The 16,900-nt window shown below is 66.7% G+C and carries 13 protein-coding genes; 5 read left to right on the top strand and 8 right to left on the bottom strand.

Annotated features, from left to right (window positions below; genetic code table 11):
- The first annotated feature begins 82 nt into the window (after positions 1 to 82).
- A complete protein-coding gene (locus AC1M0F_RS01040) occupies positions 83 to 1,162 on the top strand; it encodes a LysM peptidoglycan-binding domain-containing protein (RefSeq protein ID WP_480236353.1) in 1,080 nt (359 codons plus the stop codon).
- A 120-nt stretch (positions 1,163 to 1,282) separates the two neighbouring features.
- Positions 1,283 to 3,223 (top strand): Stk1 family PASTA domain-containing Ser/Thr kinase, encoded by a 1,941-nt coding sequence (gene pknB, locus AC1M0F_RS01035; protein ID WP_480236352.1) that lies wholly within the window; start codon positions 1,283 to 1,285, stop codon positions 3,221 to 3,223.
- Positions 3,224 to 3,280: 57 nt separating this feature from the next.
- Here the strand turns inward: pknB and AC1M0F_RS01030 are convergent, their stop codons facing one another.
- The 3 genes from AC1M0F_RS01030 to AC1M0F_RS01020 all read right to left on the bottom strand — a co-directional run bounded on the left by AC1M0F_RS01030 (position 3,281) and on the right by AC1M0F_RS01020 (position 6,384).
- The gene (locus tag AC1M0F_RS01030) at positions 3,281 to 4,606 is read right to left on the bottom strand and encodes a class II 3-deoxy-7-phosphoheptulonate synthase (RefSeq protein WP_480237335.1); all 1,326 of its coding nucleotides are present in this window, start codon (positions 4,604 to 4,606) and stop codon (positions 3,281 to 3,283) included.
- A 105-nt stretch (positions 4,607 to 4,711) separates the two neighbouring features.
- Complete coding sequence (locus AC1M0F_RS01025) at positions 4,712 to 5,401, bottom strand: lysophospholipid acyltransferase family protein (RefSeq protein ID WP_480236351.1); 690 nt, start codon at positions 5,399 to 5,401, stop codon at positions 4,712 to 4,714.
- Positions 5,402 to 5,418: 17 nt separating this feature from the next.
- Positions 5,419 to 6,384, bottom strand: coding sequence for an ROK family glucokinase (locus tag AC1M0F_RS01020; protein WP_480236350.1), 966 nt, complete (start codon positions 6,382 to 6,384; stop codon positions 5,419 to 5,421).
- A 176-nt stretch (positions 6,385 to 6,560) separates the two neighbouring features.
- Here AC1M0F_RS01020 and AC1M0F_RS01015 point away from each other — a divergent pair, with 176 nt between their 5' ends.
- Positions 6,561 to 8,387, top strand: a complete 1,827-nt coding sequence (locus AC1M0F_RS01015; protein ID WP_480236349.1) for an AMP-dependent synthetase/ligase — start codon at positions 6,561 to 6,563, stop codon at positions 8,385 to 8,387.
- A gap of 103 nt (positions 8,388 to 8,490) precedes the next feature.
- On the opposite strand, the gene def is transcribed toward AC1M0F_RS01015, so the two are convergent.
- The 3 genes from def to AC1M0F_RS01000 all read right to left on the bottom strand — a co-directional run bounded on the left by def (position 8,491) and on the right by AC1M0F_RS01000 (position 13,747).
- Positions 8,491 to 8,982, bottom strand: coding sequence for a peptide deformylase (gene def / locus AC1M0F_RS01010; RefSeq protein ID WP_480236348.1), 492 nt, complete (start codon positions 8,980 to 8,982; stop codon positions 8,491 to 8,493).
- Between the two features lie 25 nt (positions 8,983 to 9,007).
- Positions 9,008 to 10,270, bottom strand: coding sequence for a MinD/ParA family ATP-binding protein (locus tag AC1M0F_RS01005; protein ID WP_480236347.1), 1,263 nt, complete (start codon positions 10,268 to 10,270; stop codon positions 9,008 to 9,010).
- Between the two features lie 69 nt (positions 10,271 to 10,339).
- Positions 10,340 to 13,747 (bottom strand): pyruvate carboxylase, encoded by a 3,408-nt coding sequence (locus AC1M0F_RS01000; protein WP_480236346.1) that lies wholly within the window; start codon positions 13,745 to 13,747, stop codon positions 10,340 to 10,342.
- Between the two features lie 75 nt (positions 13,748 to 13,822).
- Here AC1M0F_RS01000 and AC1M0F_RS00995 point away from each other — a divergent pair, with 75 nt between their 5' ends.
- Positions 13,823 to 14,641, top strand: coding sequence for a ParA family protein (locus AC1M0F_RS00995; RefSeq protein ID WP_480237334.1), 819 nt, complete (start codon positions 13,823 to 13,825; stop codon positions 14,639 to 14,641).
- Positions 14,642 to 14,854: 213 nt separating this feature from the next.
- Entirely contained in the window at positions 14,855 to 15,436 is a 582-nt protein-coding gene (locus tag AC1M0F_RS00990) for a dihydrofolate reductase family protein (protein ID WP_480236345.1), read from the top strand.
- Between the two features lie 32 nt (positions 15,437 to 15,468).
- Here the strand turns inward: AC1M0F_RS00990 and AC1M0F_RS00985 are convergent, their stop codons facing one another.
- Both AC1M0F_RS00985 and ftsR read right to left on the bottom strand, forming a co-directional pair.
- Positions 15,469 to 16,014: a MerR family transcriptional regulator gene (locus AC1M0F_RS00985; protein WP_480236344.1), complete on the bottom strand. Its 546-nt coding sequence runs from the start codon at positions 16,012 to 16,014 to the stop codon at positions 15,469 to 15,471.
- Positions 16,015 to 16,165: 151 nt separating this feature from the next.
- Entirely contained in the window at positions 16,166 to 16,897 is a 732-nt protein-coding gene (gene ftsR, locus AC1M0F_RS00980) for a transcriptional regulator FtsR (RefSeq protein WP_480236343.1), read from the bottom strand.
- Between the last annotated feature and the right edge of the window lie 3 nt (positions 16,898 to 16,900).

Genomic DNA, 16,900 nt, shown 5'->3' with positions numbered 1-16,900 from the left:
CCTCATTAGTCACAGTGATTGACTCCCGCCGCGCCTGTATGGCACCCTGAGGGTCGAATGTCACACGAATGGGGGCCATTAAATGGCGCAACGAACACCGACCTCACGGCCAGCGGTCGACGTGCGCCAGCGTGCGCGCAACCTGACGCTTCCGATCATCCTCAGCGGCTCCCTCGCCGCGAGCATGCAGATCGCCCTGCCGTCTGAAGCGATCGCCTCGCCCCACGCGTCGAAGCCCAGGTCGAGCGCGCCCAGCCCTGCCCCGAAACCCCAGGCCGTTGCAACCGCAGCGGTTCAGGCTCCCCCGGCCCAATACACGGTGGCTTCTGGCGACACCGTCTCGACCATCGCGTCCCGGTTCGGCCTCGCCACGGCATCCGTCCTCGCCCTCAACGGCCTCGGCTGGTCCAGCCTGATCTTCCCTGGCCAGGTCCTCAAACTCACCGGCGCGACCGCGACGCCGGCTCCACCCGCGGCGAAAACCGCACCGGCCCCCGCGCCGGCACCCGGGCCATCGACGAGTTACACCGTCGTCTCAGGCGACACCGTGAGCGGCATCGCCGGATCACATGGTGTGAGCATCTCGGCCATCTTCGCGGCCAACGGTCTCGGCTCGGCCAGCATCATCTACCCCGGCCAGTCCCTGGTGATTCCCGCTGCCGGTGCGCATGCAACTCCGAAGGCGGCCGCCCCCGTCTCGCCGCCTGCGGCGGCGCCGGTTCCGACCCCGCACGCGTCGGCCGGGGCTGTGACGCCGCTCAGTAGTGAGATGGCCGCGAACGCCCTCATCATCGTTCAGACCGCCAGGAGCCTGGGGGTGAGCGACGCCGGAATCGTGATCGCCCTCGCGGCTGCCGCACAGGAGTCCAGCCTGCGCAACGTGCAGTTCGGTGATCGGGATTCACTCGGACTGTTCCAGCAGCGACCGAGTCAGGGCTGGGGAACACCGGCTCAGGTGCTCGACCCTGTCAGGGCGACCAAGGCCTTCTTCGGCGGCTCGTCCAACCCGAACACAGGCCTGACGATTGGGCTGCTCGATATCCCGGGCTGGACCTCGATGTCTGTCACCGCAGCGGCGCAGGCCGTCCAGAAATCTGGTCACCCTGACGCCTATGCGAAGTGGGAGACGTCGGCGCGCGCCTGGCTCAGCCAGCTGGGTTGACCTCGCCGGTGACGGCGCCCGCGTGACTTTCTCACGATCCGGTCACGAATCTCGCGCCATTGCGGGCTCCGCCGGTGTTTTGTCAGCGTTCGACGCACGCCGCTCCATACAATTCAAAGCGTGACCACCAGCCAGCAGACCGACCCCATGATCGGTCGTCTCATCGACGACCGTTATGAGGTGCGATCGCGGATCGCGCGCGGCGGGATGGCAACGGTCTACCTGGCCACCGACCGTCGTCTCGAACGCCGCGTCGCCATCAAGGTCATGCACGGGCATCTCGCCGACGACAGCAACTTTCGGAACCGTTTCGTCCAGGAGGCCAGGTCGGCAGCACGCCTGGCCGATCCGCACGTGGTCAGTGTGTTCGACCAGGGACAGGACTCCGACCTCGCCTACCTCGTGATGGAGTACCTGCCCGGGATCACCCTCCGCGACCTCCTCCGCGACCACGGCAAGCTGACCCCACGCCAGGTGGTCGACATCATGGACGCCGTCACCAGCGGCCTCGCTGCCGCACACCGCGCCGGCATCATCCACCGTGACCTCAAACCGGAGAACGTGCTCCTCGCCGACGACGGCCGGATCAAGATCAGCGACTTCGGGCTGGCCCGCGCGGCCAGCGCGAACACCGCGACCGGGCAGTCGCTCCTCGGCACGATCGCGTATCTCTCCCCCGAGCTCGTCACCCGCGGCGTCGCAGACGCCAGGAGCGACATCTACGCACTCGGCATCATGATGTACGAGATGCTCACCGGAGAACAGCCTTACAAGGGCGAACAGCCGATGCAGATCGCCTACCAGCACGCCAACGAGTCGGTGCCCCGGCCGAGCGTCGTCACCCCATCGGTGCCAGACCCGCTCGACGATCTCGTGCTGTGGGCCACCGAACGGTCGCCAGACGAGCGCCCAAGCGACGCCAGGGAACTCCTCGAACGCCTCCGGGAGGTGGAGAAGCAGCTCGGTTTCGGTGGCGCTGCGACAGCCCACCACCCGACCATGCTCATGCCGGCGGCCGCGCCGATCAGCGACACCGCCGAGTTCACCCAGGCCCTCACCTCCGCGAACATGTCGACGGACCCCGTCGCCCCGCTCGACGCGGTCGGCGCACTGCGCACGAAGACGGCGAAGCGCCGGGCGAAGGGCTGGTGGATCCTCACCCTCGTGCTTCTGCTCGCCGCCGTGTCAGGGGGCACCGGCTGGTATTTCGGCGCCGGTCCCGGCTCCCAGGTGCTCATCCCGAGCCTCGTCGGCCAGACCCCGGAAGAGGCGACGGAGACGCTCACCGACCTCGGTCTGAAAGTGGTCGAGGGCGAGGAGAACAGTTTCGACGTCGCCGCAGGGCTGGTGTCGAGCACCGACCCGGCGTCAGGCACCCAGGTCGGCAAGGACAGCACGGTCACGATCAACATCTCCCTCGGCCGGCAGGAGGTCCAGGTGCCTGCCCTCGCCGGCATGGCCAGGACGGATGCCGAGACCTTCCTCGCCGACAACAGGCTCACGCTTGGCGCTGTGGACGAACAGTTCAACGCCGACGTCGCGGCCGGTGCCGTGATATCGGCCATTGACCCGGCCAGCGGTACGGACTACTCGGCAGGCGGAACCATCCTCCAGGGTGAGACGGTCGACCTCGTCGTCTCGGCGGGCGCGGTGCCCGACGTGGTCGGGCTCTCCCCCGATGCTGCACGGACGGCACTGACCGAGAGCGGCCTCGTCGTCGCCGAGGACGTCGCCGAAGCGTTCAGCGACACCATCGACAAGGGCCTCGTCATTTCTGCGAAGCTCCCAGAGGGCACCCTCCGGCCGACGGACACCGTCAGCCTCGTCGTGTCCAAGGGTGTCGACCTCGTCGACGTGCCCGACGTCATCGACGACAACGTGGCCGCCGCGAAGAAACTGCTCGAAGAAGCGGGCTTCGTCGTCGAGGTGGTCAGCGACATCGCCGAACCGAACTGGGGCAGCCCGCTGCTGACCGTCGACGCCACCGACCCGGTCGCAGGCACGTCCCTCAAGCGCGGATCGACCGTGACGATCACGGCGTACCTGTTCGAAGCCCCGTAACCCGAGGCATACGACGAAGGCGCAGGGGCTCGGCCCCTGCGCCTTCGCCTGTCGGTCCTACTTGCCGAGTTCCTCTGCAACGAGGAACGCCAGTTCGAGCGACTGCATGTGGTTGAGTCGCGGGTCGCACAGCGATTCGTACCTCGTCGCGAGCGACGCCTCGTCGAGTTGCTCGGATCCGCCGAGGCACTCGGTGACGTCGTCCCCTGTGAGCTCCACGTGGATGCCGCCCGGGTGCGTTCCCGCTGCGCGGTGCGCCTCGAAGAAGCCCTTGACCTCGTCGACGACATCATCGAACCGGCGGGTCTTGTACCCGTTCGGCGTCGTGATCCCGTTTCCGTGCATCGGATCGGTCACCCAGAGCGGGTTCGCCTCTGACGCCTTGATGGCTTCGAGGAGCGGCGGAAGCGCGTCGCGGATCTTGCCTGCGCCCATGCGGGTGATGAACGTGAGCCGCCCCGGTTCGCGATCGGGGTCGAGCTTCTCGATGAGATCCTGCATGTCCTGGGCGGAGGTCGACGGGCCGAGCTTCACACCGATCGGGTTGCGTACCCTGGAGAGGAAGTCCACGTGTGCTCCGTCGAGGTCGCGCGTGCGCTCCCCGATCCAGATGAAGTGCGATGACGTGTTGTACGGCGTCCCTGTGCGGGAATCGATCCGCGTCATCGGCCGCTCGTAGTCCATCAGCAGCGCCTCGTGAGCCGTGTAGAACTCGACCCGCTTGAGCTCGTCGAAGTCGGCGCCTGCTGCCTCCATGAAACGGATGGCCTTGTCGATCTCGCGAGCAAGCTGCTCGTAGCGGTGGTTCGCCGGGTTCGACGCGAAACCCTTGTTCCAGCTGTGCACCTGGCGCAGGTCGGCGAATCCGCCCTGCGTGAACGCGCGGATCAGGTTGAGCGTCGACGCTGCCGTGTGGTACCCCTGCACGAGCCGGTTCGGGTCTGCACGGCGGGACTCAGGGGTGAAGTCGTAGCCGTTGACGATGTCGCCACGGTACGCGGGAAGGGTGACGTCCCCGCGAGTCTCGGTGTCGCTCGATCGCGGCTTGGCGAACTGGCCGGCCATCCGGCCCATCTTGATGACAGGCATGGACGCGCCGTAGGTGAGGACGACGGCCATCTGCAGGAGGGTCTTCACCCGATTGCGGATCTGGTCGGCAGTCGCACCCGCGAAGGTCTCGGCGCAGTCGCCGCCCTGGAGCAGGAAGGCGTCACCGCTGGCCGCACGGGCCAGTCGTTCACGGAGGATGTCGACCTCGCCGGCGAAGACGAGGGGAGGGAACGAGGCGATCTGCGCGCTGGCGCGGCCGACGGCATCCGAATCGGGCCAGTCAGGCTGCTGCTTGATCGGCAGTTCACGCCAATAGTCCAACCCGGCAATCACAGAATCATCTGCCAATACCACCGGATCAGTTGGATCTACCACGGAACGCTTCCTGTTTCTCTTCGTGAGGGGATTCGAGCCGCGATGCAGCCCGATTTTTCAACCCTACCGCGAAAGAGTTGGCGCCTTTTCCTTCACGCTCGTGGCGTACACGTCGACGTATTCCTGCTTGCTGAGCCGCTGCATTTCGTACATCAGCTCATCCGTGATCGAGCGCAGAATGAAGCGATCACCCTCCATCCCCTCGAACCGGCTGAAGTCGAGCGGCTCGCCGATGATGATCCCGATCCTGCGGATCCGAGGGAGTCTCCTGCCGATCGGCATCATCTTCTCCGTGTCGATCATCGCGATCGGGACGATGGGGACTCCGGCCTCGAGGACCATCCTGGCCACCCCGGTCCTGCCCCTGTACATCTTGCCGTCCGGGCTCCGCGTGCCCTCCGGATAGATCCCGAGGAGGTCGCCGCCACCGAGCACGCGCAAACCCGTGTTCAGGGATGCCTCTGACGCCTTGCCCCCCGAGCGGTCGATCGGCAACTGGCCCGTCGCCTTCATGAACACCCGCGTCACCCAGCCCTTGAGGCCCTTGCCGGTGAAGTACTCGCTCTTCGCCAGGAAGGAGATCCGGCGGTCGAGATAGAGGGGCAGGAAGACCGAGTCGATGACCGAGAGGTGGTTCGACGCCATGATCACGCCACCCGTGCGTGGGACGTTCTCCTGGCCGATCACCCAGGGCCGGAACACGGATTTCAGCAGCGGCCCCGCCACCAGGTACTTCATGAACCAATAGAACATCGTTGTCCCAGTATCCTCTATGCGCTGTTCGCGGGGGCGGAGCGACGGGCGGCGACCCGCGCGAGATCGGCCGCACCGACGACACCGGCGTCGTTGACGAGTTCTGCGATGCGGAACTCCGGTTCGGGATGGTATCCCCTCGCAGGCAGGTGATCGAGGTAGGCGTGGCGGATCGGCTCGAGGATCAGTTCCCCGACCTGCGCCACTCCCCCGCCGAACACGAACAGCTGGGGGTCGAGGACGGCTCCGAGCGAAGCACAGCCCTGGCCGAGCCAGTTGCCGAGCTGGCGCACGGCGGCGAGTGCACCGCCGTCACCGGCGCTGATCAGGTCGGAGACATCGTGTCCGGCGAGGACGCCGGTGACCGCACGCCGTTCGGCGAGAGCCTGGCCGATGCCGCCGGCATCCGCCAACTCGTTCGCCATCCGCAACAGCGCGCGCCCTGATCCGTACTGCTCGAGGCAGCCGTGCTGGCCGCAGCCGCACGGCAGGCCATCAGGGACGAGGCGCAGGTGGCCGAGTTCGGCGCCTGCTCCGAAGCCGCCTCGGAAAAGGCGGTCCTCGGTGACGATCGCACCGCCGACCCCCGTGCCGATCGTGAGCATGACCATATCGCTGTACAGGCGTCCGGCGCCGTATCGGAACTCGGCCCAGCCTGCGGCGTTGGCGTCGTTCTCGATGACGATCGGCAGGTCGATGCGAGCGGACAGCCGCGCCTGGAACGGCTCGTTACGCCAGTTGATGTTCGGTGCGTAATAGACGGTCGACTGGGCGGCGTCGATGAACCCTGCGGCTGCCACCCCGACACCCTCGACCTCGCGACCGGATGCCAGACGGGCCACCATCTCGACGACGGCGTCCTCGATCAGCTGGGTCGGGCCGGCCGGAGTCGGAACGCGTGCTTCGGCGACGATGACACCGTCATCGTCGACCAGGGCGCCGGCGATCTTGGTCCCGCCGATGTCGATGCCAATGGCGTGCACGCGAAAAACCTCCAGGGCCGGGGTCGGGGTGAATTGTCGAAAGCCACAACAACGATCCTCGCGGCCCGTGCCAGTTTAGTGATCCGGCCCAAGTCCCGCCATCTGATCGGGATCGGCGGCAGCGCGCCCTCTAGAGTAGGACGTACCTTGCCCCTACAGGTACCAAAGGAGTTACCTTGCAACAGTTCGAAGTCCCCGCCGTCGTCGCCGCCGATCCGAACGCCAATGCGACCGACCTCCTCGTCGACCGGGTCAGGCAGACGCCTGACGCACCCCTCTTCGCCCTCCCCAGGAACGGAGGATGGGTGGATGTCTCCGGCGCCGAGTTCCATCGCCAGGTCGTCGCCCTCGCGAAGGGCCTCGTCGCCGCCGGGATCCAGCCTGGCGACAAGATCGGCCTGATGGCCAAGACCAGCTACGAATGGACCCTGATCGACTTCGCGACCTGGTTCGCCGGCGCCATCCTCGTTCCCGTCTACGAGACCAGCTCTCCCAGCCAGGTGCAGTGGAACCTCACCGACTCCGGCGCGGTCGCCATGATCGTCGAGACCGCCGACCACTTCGCGCGCTTCGACGAGGTCCACCCGGACGTGCCCCTGGTGCAGAACGTGTGGCAGATCGCGCTCGGCGACCTCGACAAGCTCGCAGCATCAGGGACATCCGTCTCCGACGAAGAGATCGAGCGCAGGCGCAACCTCGCCGTCGGTTCGGACATCGCGACGCTCATCTACACCTCGGGTTCGACCGGGAAGCCCAAGGGCTGTGTCATCACCCACTCGAACTTCGTCGAGCTGTCACGCAACTCGGCCGTCGCGCTCCGCGAGGTCGTCGACGGCCCCAACGGGGCATCAACCCTGCTGTTCATCACGCTCGCGCACATCTTCGCGCGATTCATCTCAGTGCTCAACGTGCACGCAGGCGTGAAGACCGGTCACCAGCCGGACACGAAGCAGTTGCTGCCGTCGCTCGGGTCGTTCAAGCCCAGCTACCTCCTCGCCGTGCCTCGCGTATTCGAGAAGGTCTACAACTCGGCCGAGCAGAAGGCGGAGGCAGGGGGCAAAGGCAAGATCTTCCGCAAGGCAGCAGACGTCGCCGTCGCGCACTCGATCGCGAAGCAGAAGGGCGGCTCGATCCCTCTCGGGCTGAAGCTGCAGTTCGCGCTCTTCGACCGGCTCGTCTATGGCAAGCTGCGGACCGCAATGGGTGGCAACGTCGAATACGCCGTCTCGGGGTCTGCGCCGCTCGGACAGAGGCTCGGCCACTTCTTCCACAGCCTCGGTATCGAGATCCTCGAAGGCTACGGACTCACCGAGACCACGGCGCCCGCCTCTGTCGGCCGTCCGGGGAAGACGCCGATCGGCACGGTCGGACCGGCGATGCCCGGTGTCTCGATCCGGATCCTCGACGACGGCGAGATCGAGGTCAAGGGAATCAACGTCTTCAAGGAGTACTGGAAGAACCCCGAGGCCACCGCCGAATCGTTCAACGACGGCTGGTTCCGCACAGGCGACCTGGGTGCATTCGACAAGGACGGCAACCTCACGATCACCGGTCGCAAGAAGGAGATCATCGTCACGGCTGCCGGGAAGAACGTCGCACCCGCCGCCCTCGAAGACCCGATCCGGTCCAACCCTGTGGTCGGCCAGGTCGTCGTCGTCGGCGACCAGCGCCCGTTCATCTCCGCGCTCATCACCCTCGACTCGGAAATGATCGGCACCTGGCTCGGCAACAACGGCCAGGACGCGTCGCTCAGCCTCGACCAGGCCACGAAGAACCCGGCTGTGCTCGCCGAGATCCAGCGGGCGATCGATGCGGCGAACACCCGGGTGTCGCGCGCCGAATCCATCCGCAAGTTCGTTGTCCTCCCGACAGAATTCACCGAGGCGAGTGGTCACCTGACGCCGAAGCTCAGCATCAAGCGCCACGTGATCCTCAAGGACTTCGCACCGGACATCGACAAGCTGTACGCTGACGCCCCCACGCAGGGCATCCCGCTCGGCTAGGCCCCGACGGACCGAAGACGCCGGCCGGTTCCGTTCCCATCGGGGTTCGGAACCGGCCGGCGTTCTTGTTGTCGCCTGCGCCTGTCAGGCCAGGCCATACGGCTTAGAACCAGTCGCTCTCGCGGATCTCTTTCATGGCGGCCCTGCGGTTCTCTTTCTCGAGGCGGTCGAGGTAGAGCAGTCCGTCGAGGTGGTCGATCTCGTGCTGCAGCGCCTGCGACAGCAGTCCTGTGCCGCTCAGTTCGATCGTGTTGCCGTCCAGGTCGAGGCCGGTGACGCGCACGAACGGGTAGCGCGGTGTCGGGTACCAGAGATTCGGGACAGAAAGGCATCCCTCGTCGACGGGTTCCTTCTCCCCCTGCGTCTCGACGATGACCGGGTTGAGGATGTAGCCGATGTCGCCGTCGATGTTGTAGCTGAATGCCCGAAGGTTCACCCCGATCTGGCTGGCGGCCACTCCGGCCCGCCCTGGCGGACGTACGCTGTCGAGCAGGTCGTCCACGAGGCCGCGGACGCCATCGTCGATGTCTCCGATCGGTTCGGAAACGGTCTTGAGGACCGGGTCCCCGAAAATGCGGATCTGTCGTTCTGTCACTGGTGTCTTTCGGTGTGGTGTGCGGTCATGGGCGCCGCGAGGGAATGCCCTCGACGACGAGGGCGGCGAGTGTGCGGGCAGCGTGGCGCGTCACCGGACGGAGGTCACGGAACGTGATCGCCGCGCCGGCAGCGAGTTGAGGGTCGTAGGGGATGCGCACGATCTCGCGCACCCGGGACTGGAAGTGGCTCTCGATCTCATCGAGCCTGACCATGTGGGAGCCCTGCGTCGCCGTGTTGAGAGCAACGATGGCATTGGTCACGAGGTGCTCGTAGCCGTTCTGCTCGAGCCAGGTCAGCGTCTCAGAGGCCAGCCTGGCTTCGTCGACGCTCGAGCCGGAGACGATGACGACGGAGTCTGCGCGGGCCAGCGTCGCCCTCATGACGGAGTGCACGATGCCGGTGCCGCAGTCGGTGAGGACGAGCGAGTAATACCGGGCGGCCAGGTCGGCGACGATGTCGTAGTCGTTCTCGTTGAACGCTTCGGCAAGGTGGGGGTCCGCGTCAGACGCGAGGACGTCGAGTCTGGTCTCGTCGCGAGCGACGTGTGAGGAGAACTCGTTGTAGCCGGTGATGCTGTCGACATCTCGCACGATGTCCCGAACCGTGAAGTCGGTGTGCTGGGCGATCCGTTCGGACAGTGTCCCGCGGTCGGGGTTGGCGTCGATCGCGATGGTGCGGTCGTCGCGGGAATCCGCGAGGGCCATCCCGAGGAGCGCTGTGACCGTGGTCTTGCCTACGCCGCCCTTCCTGGTCAGCACGGGCACGAAGCGCGCCCCGCCCTCGAAGGACCGGCGGATGCGACGGTCGAGGTCTTTGCGTGCCGTCACTTCGGCCGAGTCGCCGAGGTTCAGCCGTTGCCCGGTCAGGTCGTAGACGAGGCGCTGCCACCGGCCCTCCGGGGGCACGCGAGTCGCCGGGGTTCCCTCGAGCAGGCGTTCGCTCGTGAGCTGCGCTGACGACTCAGGGGCGCCGGTCTGGTAGCGCGTGGCGCTGACACTGGGAGATTCCTCCGCCGCGGGCACGGTGACGACCGTGGCGATGACCTCGACCGACCGGGTGACCGGCTGCTCGGAGTCAGGGTTCACGGCGACGTCGTCGATGGCGACCGCCTGCTCGTCCTCGGGGATGTCGTGGATCGGCGCAGCAGGGAGCTGCACGGTCACCGTCGCCGGGGATCCGACGACGTCGAGCGCGGCCGTGTCGACGCCGCCGTCGTCGAGCCTGGGCTCGACGAGGTCGTCAGTGGTGTGACGCGGGGAGCCGCCGCCTGGTTTGGTGGGAGCCATGAGAGCTACCCCCTTCGTTCGGGTTCGACCTCAAGTTTAGGCGGGTGCCCGGAAATCCCGACACGCCGGCTACTCCCCCGGCTGTACCACCACGATCAGGTCGCCGGCCTCCACCTGCTGGGTGCCGGGGATGGCGAGGCGCTGGATCCGGCCGGAGATCGCTGTCGTGATCGCCGCTTCCATCTTCATGGCCTCGATCGACGCGACCGCGTCGCCGGCCTCGACGACGTCGCCCTCCTGGACCTTGAGCGTCACCACTCCGGAGAACGGAGCGGCGACCTGACCCGGCTTGGACGTGTCGGCCTTCTCGACCGCCTTCGTCTCGACCTTGATGCTCGTGTCTCGGATGAAGACAGGGCGCAGCTGGCCGTTGAGGGTGGTCATGACGGTGCGCATGCCCTTGTCGTCCGGTTCGCCGATCGCCTCGAGGCCGGCGTACAGGCGCACGCCCTTCCCGATCTCGATCACGTGCTCGGCGCCGGGCTCCAGCCCATACAGGTAGTCGATGGTGTCGACGACGGAGAGGTCCCCATAGGTCTCGCGCACGTGCTCGAACTGCTTGGTCGGCGCAGGGAACAACAGGCGGTTGAGCGTCGAGCGACGCTCGAGCGATGTTCCGTCGAGCAGCTTCTGGTCGTCGTCGCTGAGCGGAGCCACCTCGATGTCGATGTGTCGCCCGGCGAGGACCTTGCTGCGGAACGGTTCAGGCCAGCCGCCCGGAAGGTCTCCGAGTTCCCCGGCCATGAAACCGACGACCGAATCCGGCACGTCGTACTTGTCGGGGTTCTCGGCGAAGTCGGCCGGGTCTGCCTTCACGGCCGCGAGGTAGAGGGCGAGGTCGCCGACGACCTTCGACGACGGCGTGACTTTCGGCACACGCCCGAGGATGCTGTTCGCGGCCGCGTACATGTCCTCGATCAGTTCGAAGTGGTCGGCGAGTCCGAGTGCGATGGCCTGCTGACGCAGGTTCGAGAGCTGGCCGCCCGGGATCTCATGGCGGTAGACCCGGCCGGTCGGGCCGGGAAGACCTGACTCGAACGGCTTGTAGATGTGGCGGACCGCTTCCCAGTACGGCTCGAGGTCTGTGACGGCCTTCAGCGAGAGGCCCGTGTCCCGTTCGGTGTGCGCAAGGGCGGCGACGAGGGCGGATGCCGACGGCTGGCTCGTCGTCCCTGCCATCGGCGCGCTGGCCACGTCGACGGCGTCAGCGCCGGCCTGGCTGGCAGCCAGCAGGGTGGCGAGCTGCCCGCCCGCGGTGTCATGGGTGTGCACGTGGACGGGAACGTCGAACCGGTCGCGGAATGCCGAGACCAGTCGGGCGGCCGCTGCAGGCCTGAGCAGCCCTGCCATGTCCTTGATGGCGAGGATGTGGGCACCCGCAGAGACGATCTCATCGGCGAGCCGGAGATAGTAGTCGAGCGTGTACAGGTCTTCGGCCGGGTCGAGCAGGTCACCGGTGTAGCAGACGGCGACCTCGGCCACGGTCGTTCCCGTTGCGAGCACCGACTCGATGGCGGGGCGCATCTGGTTGACGTCGTTGAGCGCGTCGAAGATGCGGAAGATGTCGACGCCACTGTCTGCGGCCTCGCGGACGAAGGCATCCGTCACCGCCGTCGGATACGGCGTGTAACCGACGGTGTTGCGCCCACGGAGGAGCATCTGGATGTTGATGTTCGGCAGGGCCTCACGGAGGCTCGACAGCCGCTCCCACGGGTCTTCGCCGAGGAACCGGAGCGCCACGTCATAGGTGGCGCCGCCCCAGGCCTCGACCGAGAGCAACTCGGGTGTGAGCCTGGCGACGTGCGGTGCCGCTGCGAGCAGGTCACGGGTGCGCACGCGTGTGGCCAGGAGCGACTGGTGGGCGTCGCGGAAGGTGGTCTCGGTGACGGCAAGGGCGGTCTGCTCGCGAAGGGAACGGGCGAAGCCCTGTGGTCCGAGCTCGAGGAGCCGCTGCCTGGCACCGGCGGGTGCTGGCTGGCTGAGATCGATCGCCGGCAGCTTCTCGGCCGGGTGGAAGTTCGTCGGGCGGGGTCCGTGCGGCTGGTTCACCGTGACGTCGGCGAGCCAGTTCATGATCTTCGTTCCGCGGTCTTTCGAGACCCGGCCACGGACGAGCTGCGGGCGCTCGTCGATGAATGACGTGCTCAAGTCGCCTGCCACGAACGACGGATCCTCGAGCACGGCCTGCAGGAAGGAGATGTTGGTGGAGACACCGCGGATGCGGAACTCGGCCAGTCCGCGCTTGGCGCGGGCGACGGCAGCGGGGAAATCACGGCCGCGGCAGGTCATCTTGGCGAGCATCGAGTCGAAGTGGGGGCTGATCTGAGCACCCGGGTTGATCGTTCCGCCGTCGAGACGGATGCCGCCGCCACCAGGAGAGCGGTAGGTGGTGATCTTGCCGGTGTCGGGACGGAAGTTCTGGGACGGGTCCTCGGTCGTGATCCTGCACTGCAGCGCGGCGCCGTGCAACTGGATCTTGTCCTGGGTCAGCCCGAGGTCGGCGAGGCTCTCGCCCGCCGCGATCCGGATCTGTGCCTGGACGAGGTCGACGTCGGTGACTTCCTCCGTGACGGTGTGCTCGACCTGGATGCGCGGGTTCATCTCGATGAAGACGTGCTTGCCTGCGCGCTCTCCTGCCGTGTCGAGGAGGAACTCGACGGTTCCTGCGTTGACGTAGCCGATCGACCTGGCGAAGGCGATGGCGTCGCGGTACAGGTTCGCGCGCAGCTCGTCGCTGATGTTCGGCGCAGGGGCGATCTCGACGACTTTCTGGTTGCGGCGCTGGACGGAGCAGTCACGCTCGAACAGGTGGACGGTCTCGCCGCCGGCATCCGCGAGAATCTGCACCTCGATGTGCCTCGGGCGGATGACCGCCTGCTCGAGGAACATGGTGGGGTCGCCGAAAGCACTGTCGGCCTCACGCATGGCCTCTGCCAGTGCAGGGGCCAGCTCTTCCTTCGTGGCCACCCGGCGCATGCCCCGTCCGCCACCGCCGGCGACGGCCTTGGCGAAGAGGGGGAAGCCGACCTCGTCTGCCCCGGCGAGGAGCTCGTCGATGTCGCGTGACGCGGGGGTCGAGGCGAGAACGGGGACGCCCGCCTCGATCGCGTGCGTCTTCGCCGTGACCTTGTTGCCGGCCATCTCGAGCACGTTCGACGTCGGGCCGATGAAGGTGATGCCGTTTGCGGCAGCCTGCTCGGCGAGTTCCGGGTTCTCCGAGAGGAAGCCGTAACCCGGGTAGATGGCGTCTGCGCCGGATTCGACGGCGACGCGAATGATCTCGGCCACGTCCAGATACGCACGAACCGGGTGTCCGGGTTCGCCGATCTGGTAGGCCTCGTCGGCCTTGAGCCTATGCATGGAATTGCGGTCCTCGTATGGGAAGACCGCAACGGTTTTTGCCCCGAGTTCGTAAGCGGCGCGGAACGCGCGAATGGCGATTTCGCCTCGGTTGGCAACGAGAATTTTCTTGAACATGCAGACCTCTCTGGCAGCACAGCGCACAGGGAACGGTTAGGTTCTCCCAGCTTAGTGAAGGTAACGTATCTACTTGTGCACGTACTCAGCGTCTCGAGCCTCAAGGGAGGCGTCGGGAAAACCACCGTCAGCCTTGGCCTGGCCTCCGCCGCGTTCGCCAAGGGCGTCCGGACCCTCGTCGTCGACCTCGATCCGCAGTCGGATGTCTCCACAGGCATGGACATCGCGCTCGCTGGCCGCCTGAATGTCGCGGACGTACTCGCCTCGCCGAAGGAGAAGACGGTCCGCCAGGCGATCGCGCCAAGCGGCTGGACGAAGACGCACCCTGGAACCATCGATGTGCTGATCGGGAGCCCGTCAGCCATCAACTTCGACGGCCCGCACCCGTCGATCCGCGACATCTGGAAGCTCGAAGAGGCGCTCGCTCACGTCGAGGACGACTACGACCTCGTGCTCATCGACTGCGCACCTTCCCTCAACGCCCTCACCCGCACGGCGTGGGCGGCCAGTGACCGCGTCGTCGTCGTCACCGAACCCGGCCTCTTCTCGGTCGCAGCCGCCGACCGCGCCCTTCGCGCCATCGAGGAGATCCGCAGGGGCCTCAGCCCCAGGCTCCAGCCCCTCGGAATCGTCGTCAACCGCGTGCGTTCGCAGTCCATGGAACACCAGTTCCGGATCAAGGAACTGCGCGACATGTTCGGTCCCCTCGTCCTCAGCCCTCAGCTGCCCGAGCGCACATCGCTTCAGCAGGCGCAGGGTGCGGCGAAGCCACTGCACATCTGGCCGGGCGACAGCGCACAGGAGATGGCGTCGAACTTCGACCAGCTCCTTGACCGCGTTCTTCGGACCGGTCGCGTCGGCGAGTACGCCGACGCCGCCAAAGCCGCACGCTAGCCACTCCGGCGAGGGCATCAGTTCCGGGCGAGGACTCCTCGCGCAGCTGATGCCGTCGACCGGAGATGCTGCTTTCGCTGGTTCGTCCCAGCTGATCACCTCACTCATGGGTCACTGATGTCGCGCAGCGATCCCTCGCATCCGCGGACGACGTCGCGCGCCCGTCACGCACGACTCGCTAAAATGGGGCCACCCCAAGCAAAGGAGGGCCCCGTGGGCACGGTGGTCATGTACAGCTCGGTCTCGGTCGACGGCTTCGTCGCAGACGAGAACGATCAGCCCGGACCGTTGTTCGACTGGCTGACCAACGGTGACGTCCCGCTGGACGAGAGCGGTCTCCTGAAGGTGTCACAGGCGTCCTACGACTACACCCGGCGGTACTGGGACCAGATCGGAGTGACGATCGTCGGCCGCCGCGTCTTCGACATGACGGACGGCTGGGACGGGACACCTCCGAGCGGGGTCGACCACATGGTCGTCGTCACGCACAGACCGGAGCCCGAGGGCTGGAACCCCGAGGCGCCGTTTCACTTCGTCGACGGCGTCGAGGCAGCCGTGGCCCTGGCACAGGAACTCGCGGGTGACCGCATCGTCGAGGTCGCCGCTGGCGACGTCGGTGGTCAGGCCATTGCCGCGGGTCTGATCGACGAGGTGCGGATGGACGTCGTACCCGTCGTGTTCGGGACCGGCGAGCGGTTCTTCGGATCGGTTCACGCGCAGCACCTGTTGGAGGATCCCGACGTGGTGATTCAAGGCGACCGGGTGCTTCACCTGCGCTATCGGGTGCGGCGTTGACCGATCTGAGCGGATAACCGGGCGGCGCGGACTCAGGCGGAGCGCGCGGCGCGACGAGCGGCGAGCTCGTCCATGGGGTCTGCAGCCTGCGAGTCGAACTCGATGAGGCTCGTCTCCACCTCGCGGAGCACCTTGCCGACGGCGATGCCGAAGACGCCCTGCCCGCGGCTGACGAGGTCGATGACCTCATCGTCCGACGTGCAGAGGTAGACGCTGGCTCCGTCGCTCATCAACGTGGTCTGGGCGAGGTCGTTGACCCCTGACTCCCGGAGTTGATTGACGGCGGTGCGGATCTGCTGGAGTGAGATCCCGGTGTCGAGCAGACGCTTGACGAGTTTGAGGACGAGGATGTCTCGGAAGCCGTAAAGACGCTGCGAACCGGATCCGGCTGCACCACGCACGGTCGGCTCGACGAGACCGGTGCGTGCCCAGTAGTCGAGCTGGCGGTAGCTGATGCCTGCGGCCCGCGCGGCGACAGCGCCACGGTAGCCGGCCTGGTCGTCCATCTCGGGCAGTCCGTCGGTGAACAGCAGCCCGAGGTCATAGCGAGGATTATCGTTGGCGGGAATTTCGCTCATCCGTGTACTCCTCTGAAGAATCTGCTGCGGCGGTACCGCACAGTCCACGGTACCGAGGGCTGTCGGCTTCTACAACGACATCCGAACCGAACGGTCCGGCGTGTCGGGTGGCCGTGATCATTCTGTGACAATCGCGGCGCCTGGGTTCAGTCTACGACGTCAACCGTCCGAGCGCGCTGCGGACCAGGCTGGCGCGGATCACGTCGAGCTGGCCGGCGATCTCACCGGAGAGTTCCGCGGCGCGCGCGCGACTGGCGGCATCCTTGCGTCGCGCGATGGGAAGCAGGGCGCTCTCGATCATGCTGACCTCGCGCTCGGCGGTGGCACGGTAGCCACGGAGGTGCCTCGGCTCGATGCCGCACCGCTGAAGCGCAACGAGCGAGCGGAGCACCTGGACCGAATCCTCGCCGTAGCTGTCGCCGGGCGTGATGATGGATGCCGAGATGGCCTCCGAGAAGAGGGCGGCAGACGCCCCGGTCTCCCGGAGCACGTCGTCGCGCTGATATCGCCGTCCTGCCGGGATGATCGTGGAGATCTGCCCTGTGGGAGAAGCCCCGGGCAGAACGGGCGCCCGCCCGGCGTCGAGGTCGGCCAGGTGGCCGCGGATCACCTTGAGCGGCAGGTAATGGTCGCGCTGCATCGACAGGATGAGCCGGAGACGTTCGACATCTTTCGGGGAGAACTTGCGGTAGCCGGACTTGGTGCGTGACGGCGACACGAGTCCCTGTTCCTCCAGGAACCGCAGCTTCGAGTTGCTGAGGTCCGGGAACTCCTTCGCCAGCCGCGCCAGTACCTGGCCGATGCTGAGGAGCTGTGGCGCCGCCTGGGTCTTGCCGTTGCCGGGGTCGCGCTCGTAGCTGCGGTGCGCTGCCTGAGCAGACACGGT

This window comes from Mycetocola sp. Y719 (assembly GCF_056713205.1).
The sequence above is the reverse complement of the archived record's forward strand: the minus strand, read 5'-3'. Positions and strand labels throughout refer to the sequence as shown.

Excerpts from the sequence above, each read along its gene's own strand:
- AC1M0F_RS00985 (WP_480236344.1), bottom strand. The coding sequence starts at position 16,014 with ATGAGCGAAATTCCCGCCAACGATAATCCTCGCTATGACCTCGGGCTG.
- AC1M0F_RS01040 (WP_480236353.1), top strand. The coding sequence starts at position 83 with ATGGCGCAACGAACACCGACCTCACGGCCAGCGGTCGACGTGCGCCAG.
- AC1M0F_RS01005 (WP_480236347.1), bottom strand. The coding sequence starts at position 10,270 with ATGGCTCCCACCAAACCAGGCGGCGGCTCCCCGCGTCACACCACTGAC.
- AC1M0F_RS01000 (WP_480236346.1), bottom strand. The coding sequence starts at position 13,747 with ATGTTCAAGAAAATTCTCGTTGCCAACCGAGGCGAAATCGCCATTCGC.
- AC1M0F_RS01025 (WP_480236351.1), bottom strand. The coding sequence starts at position 5,401 with ATGTTCTATTGGTTCATGAAGTACCTGGTGGCGGGGCCGCTGCTGAAA.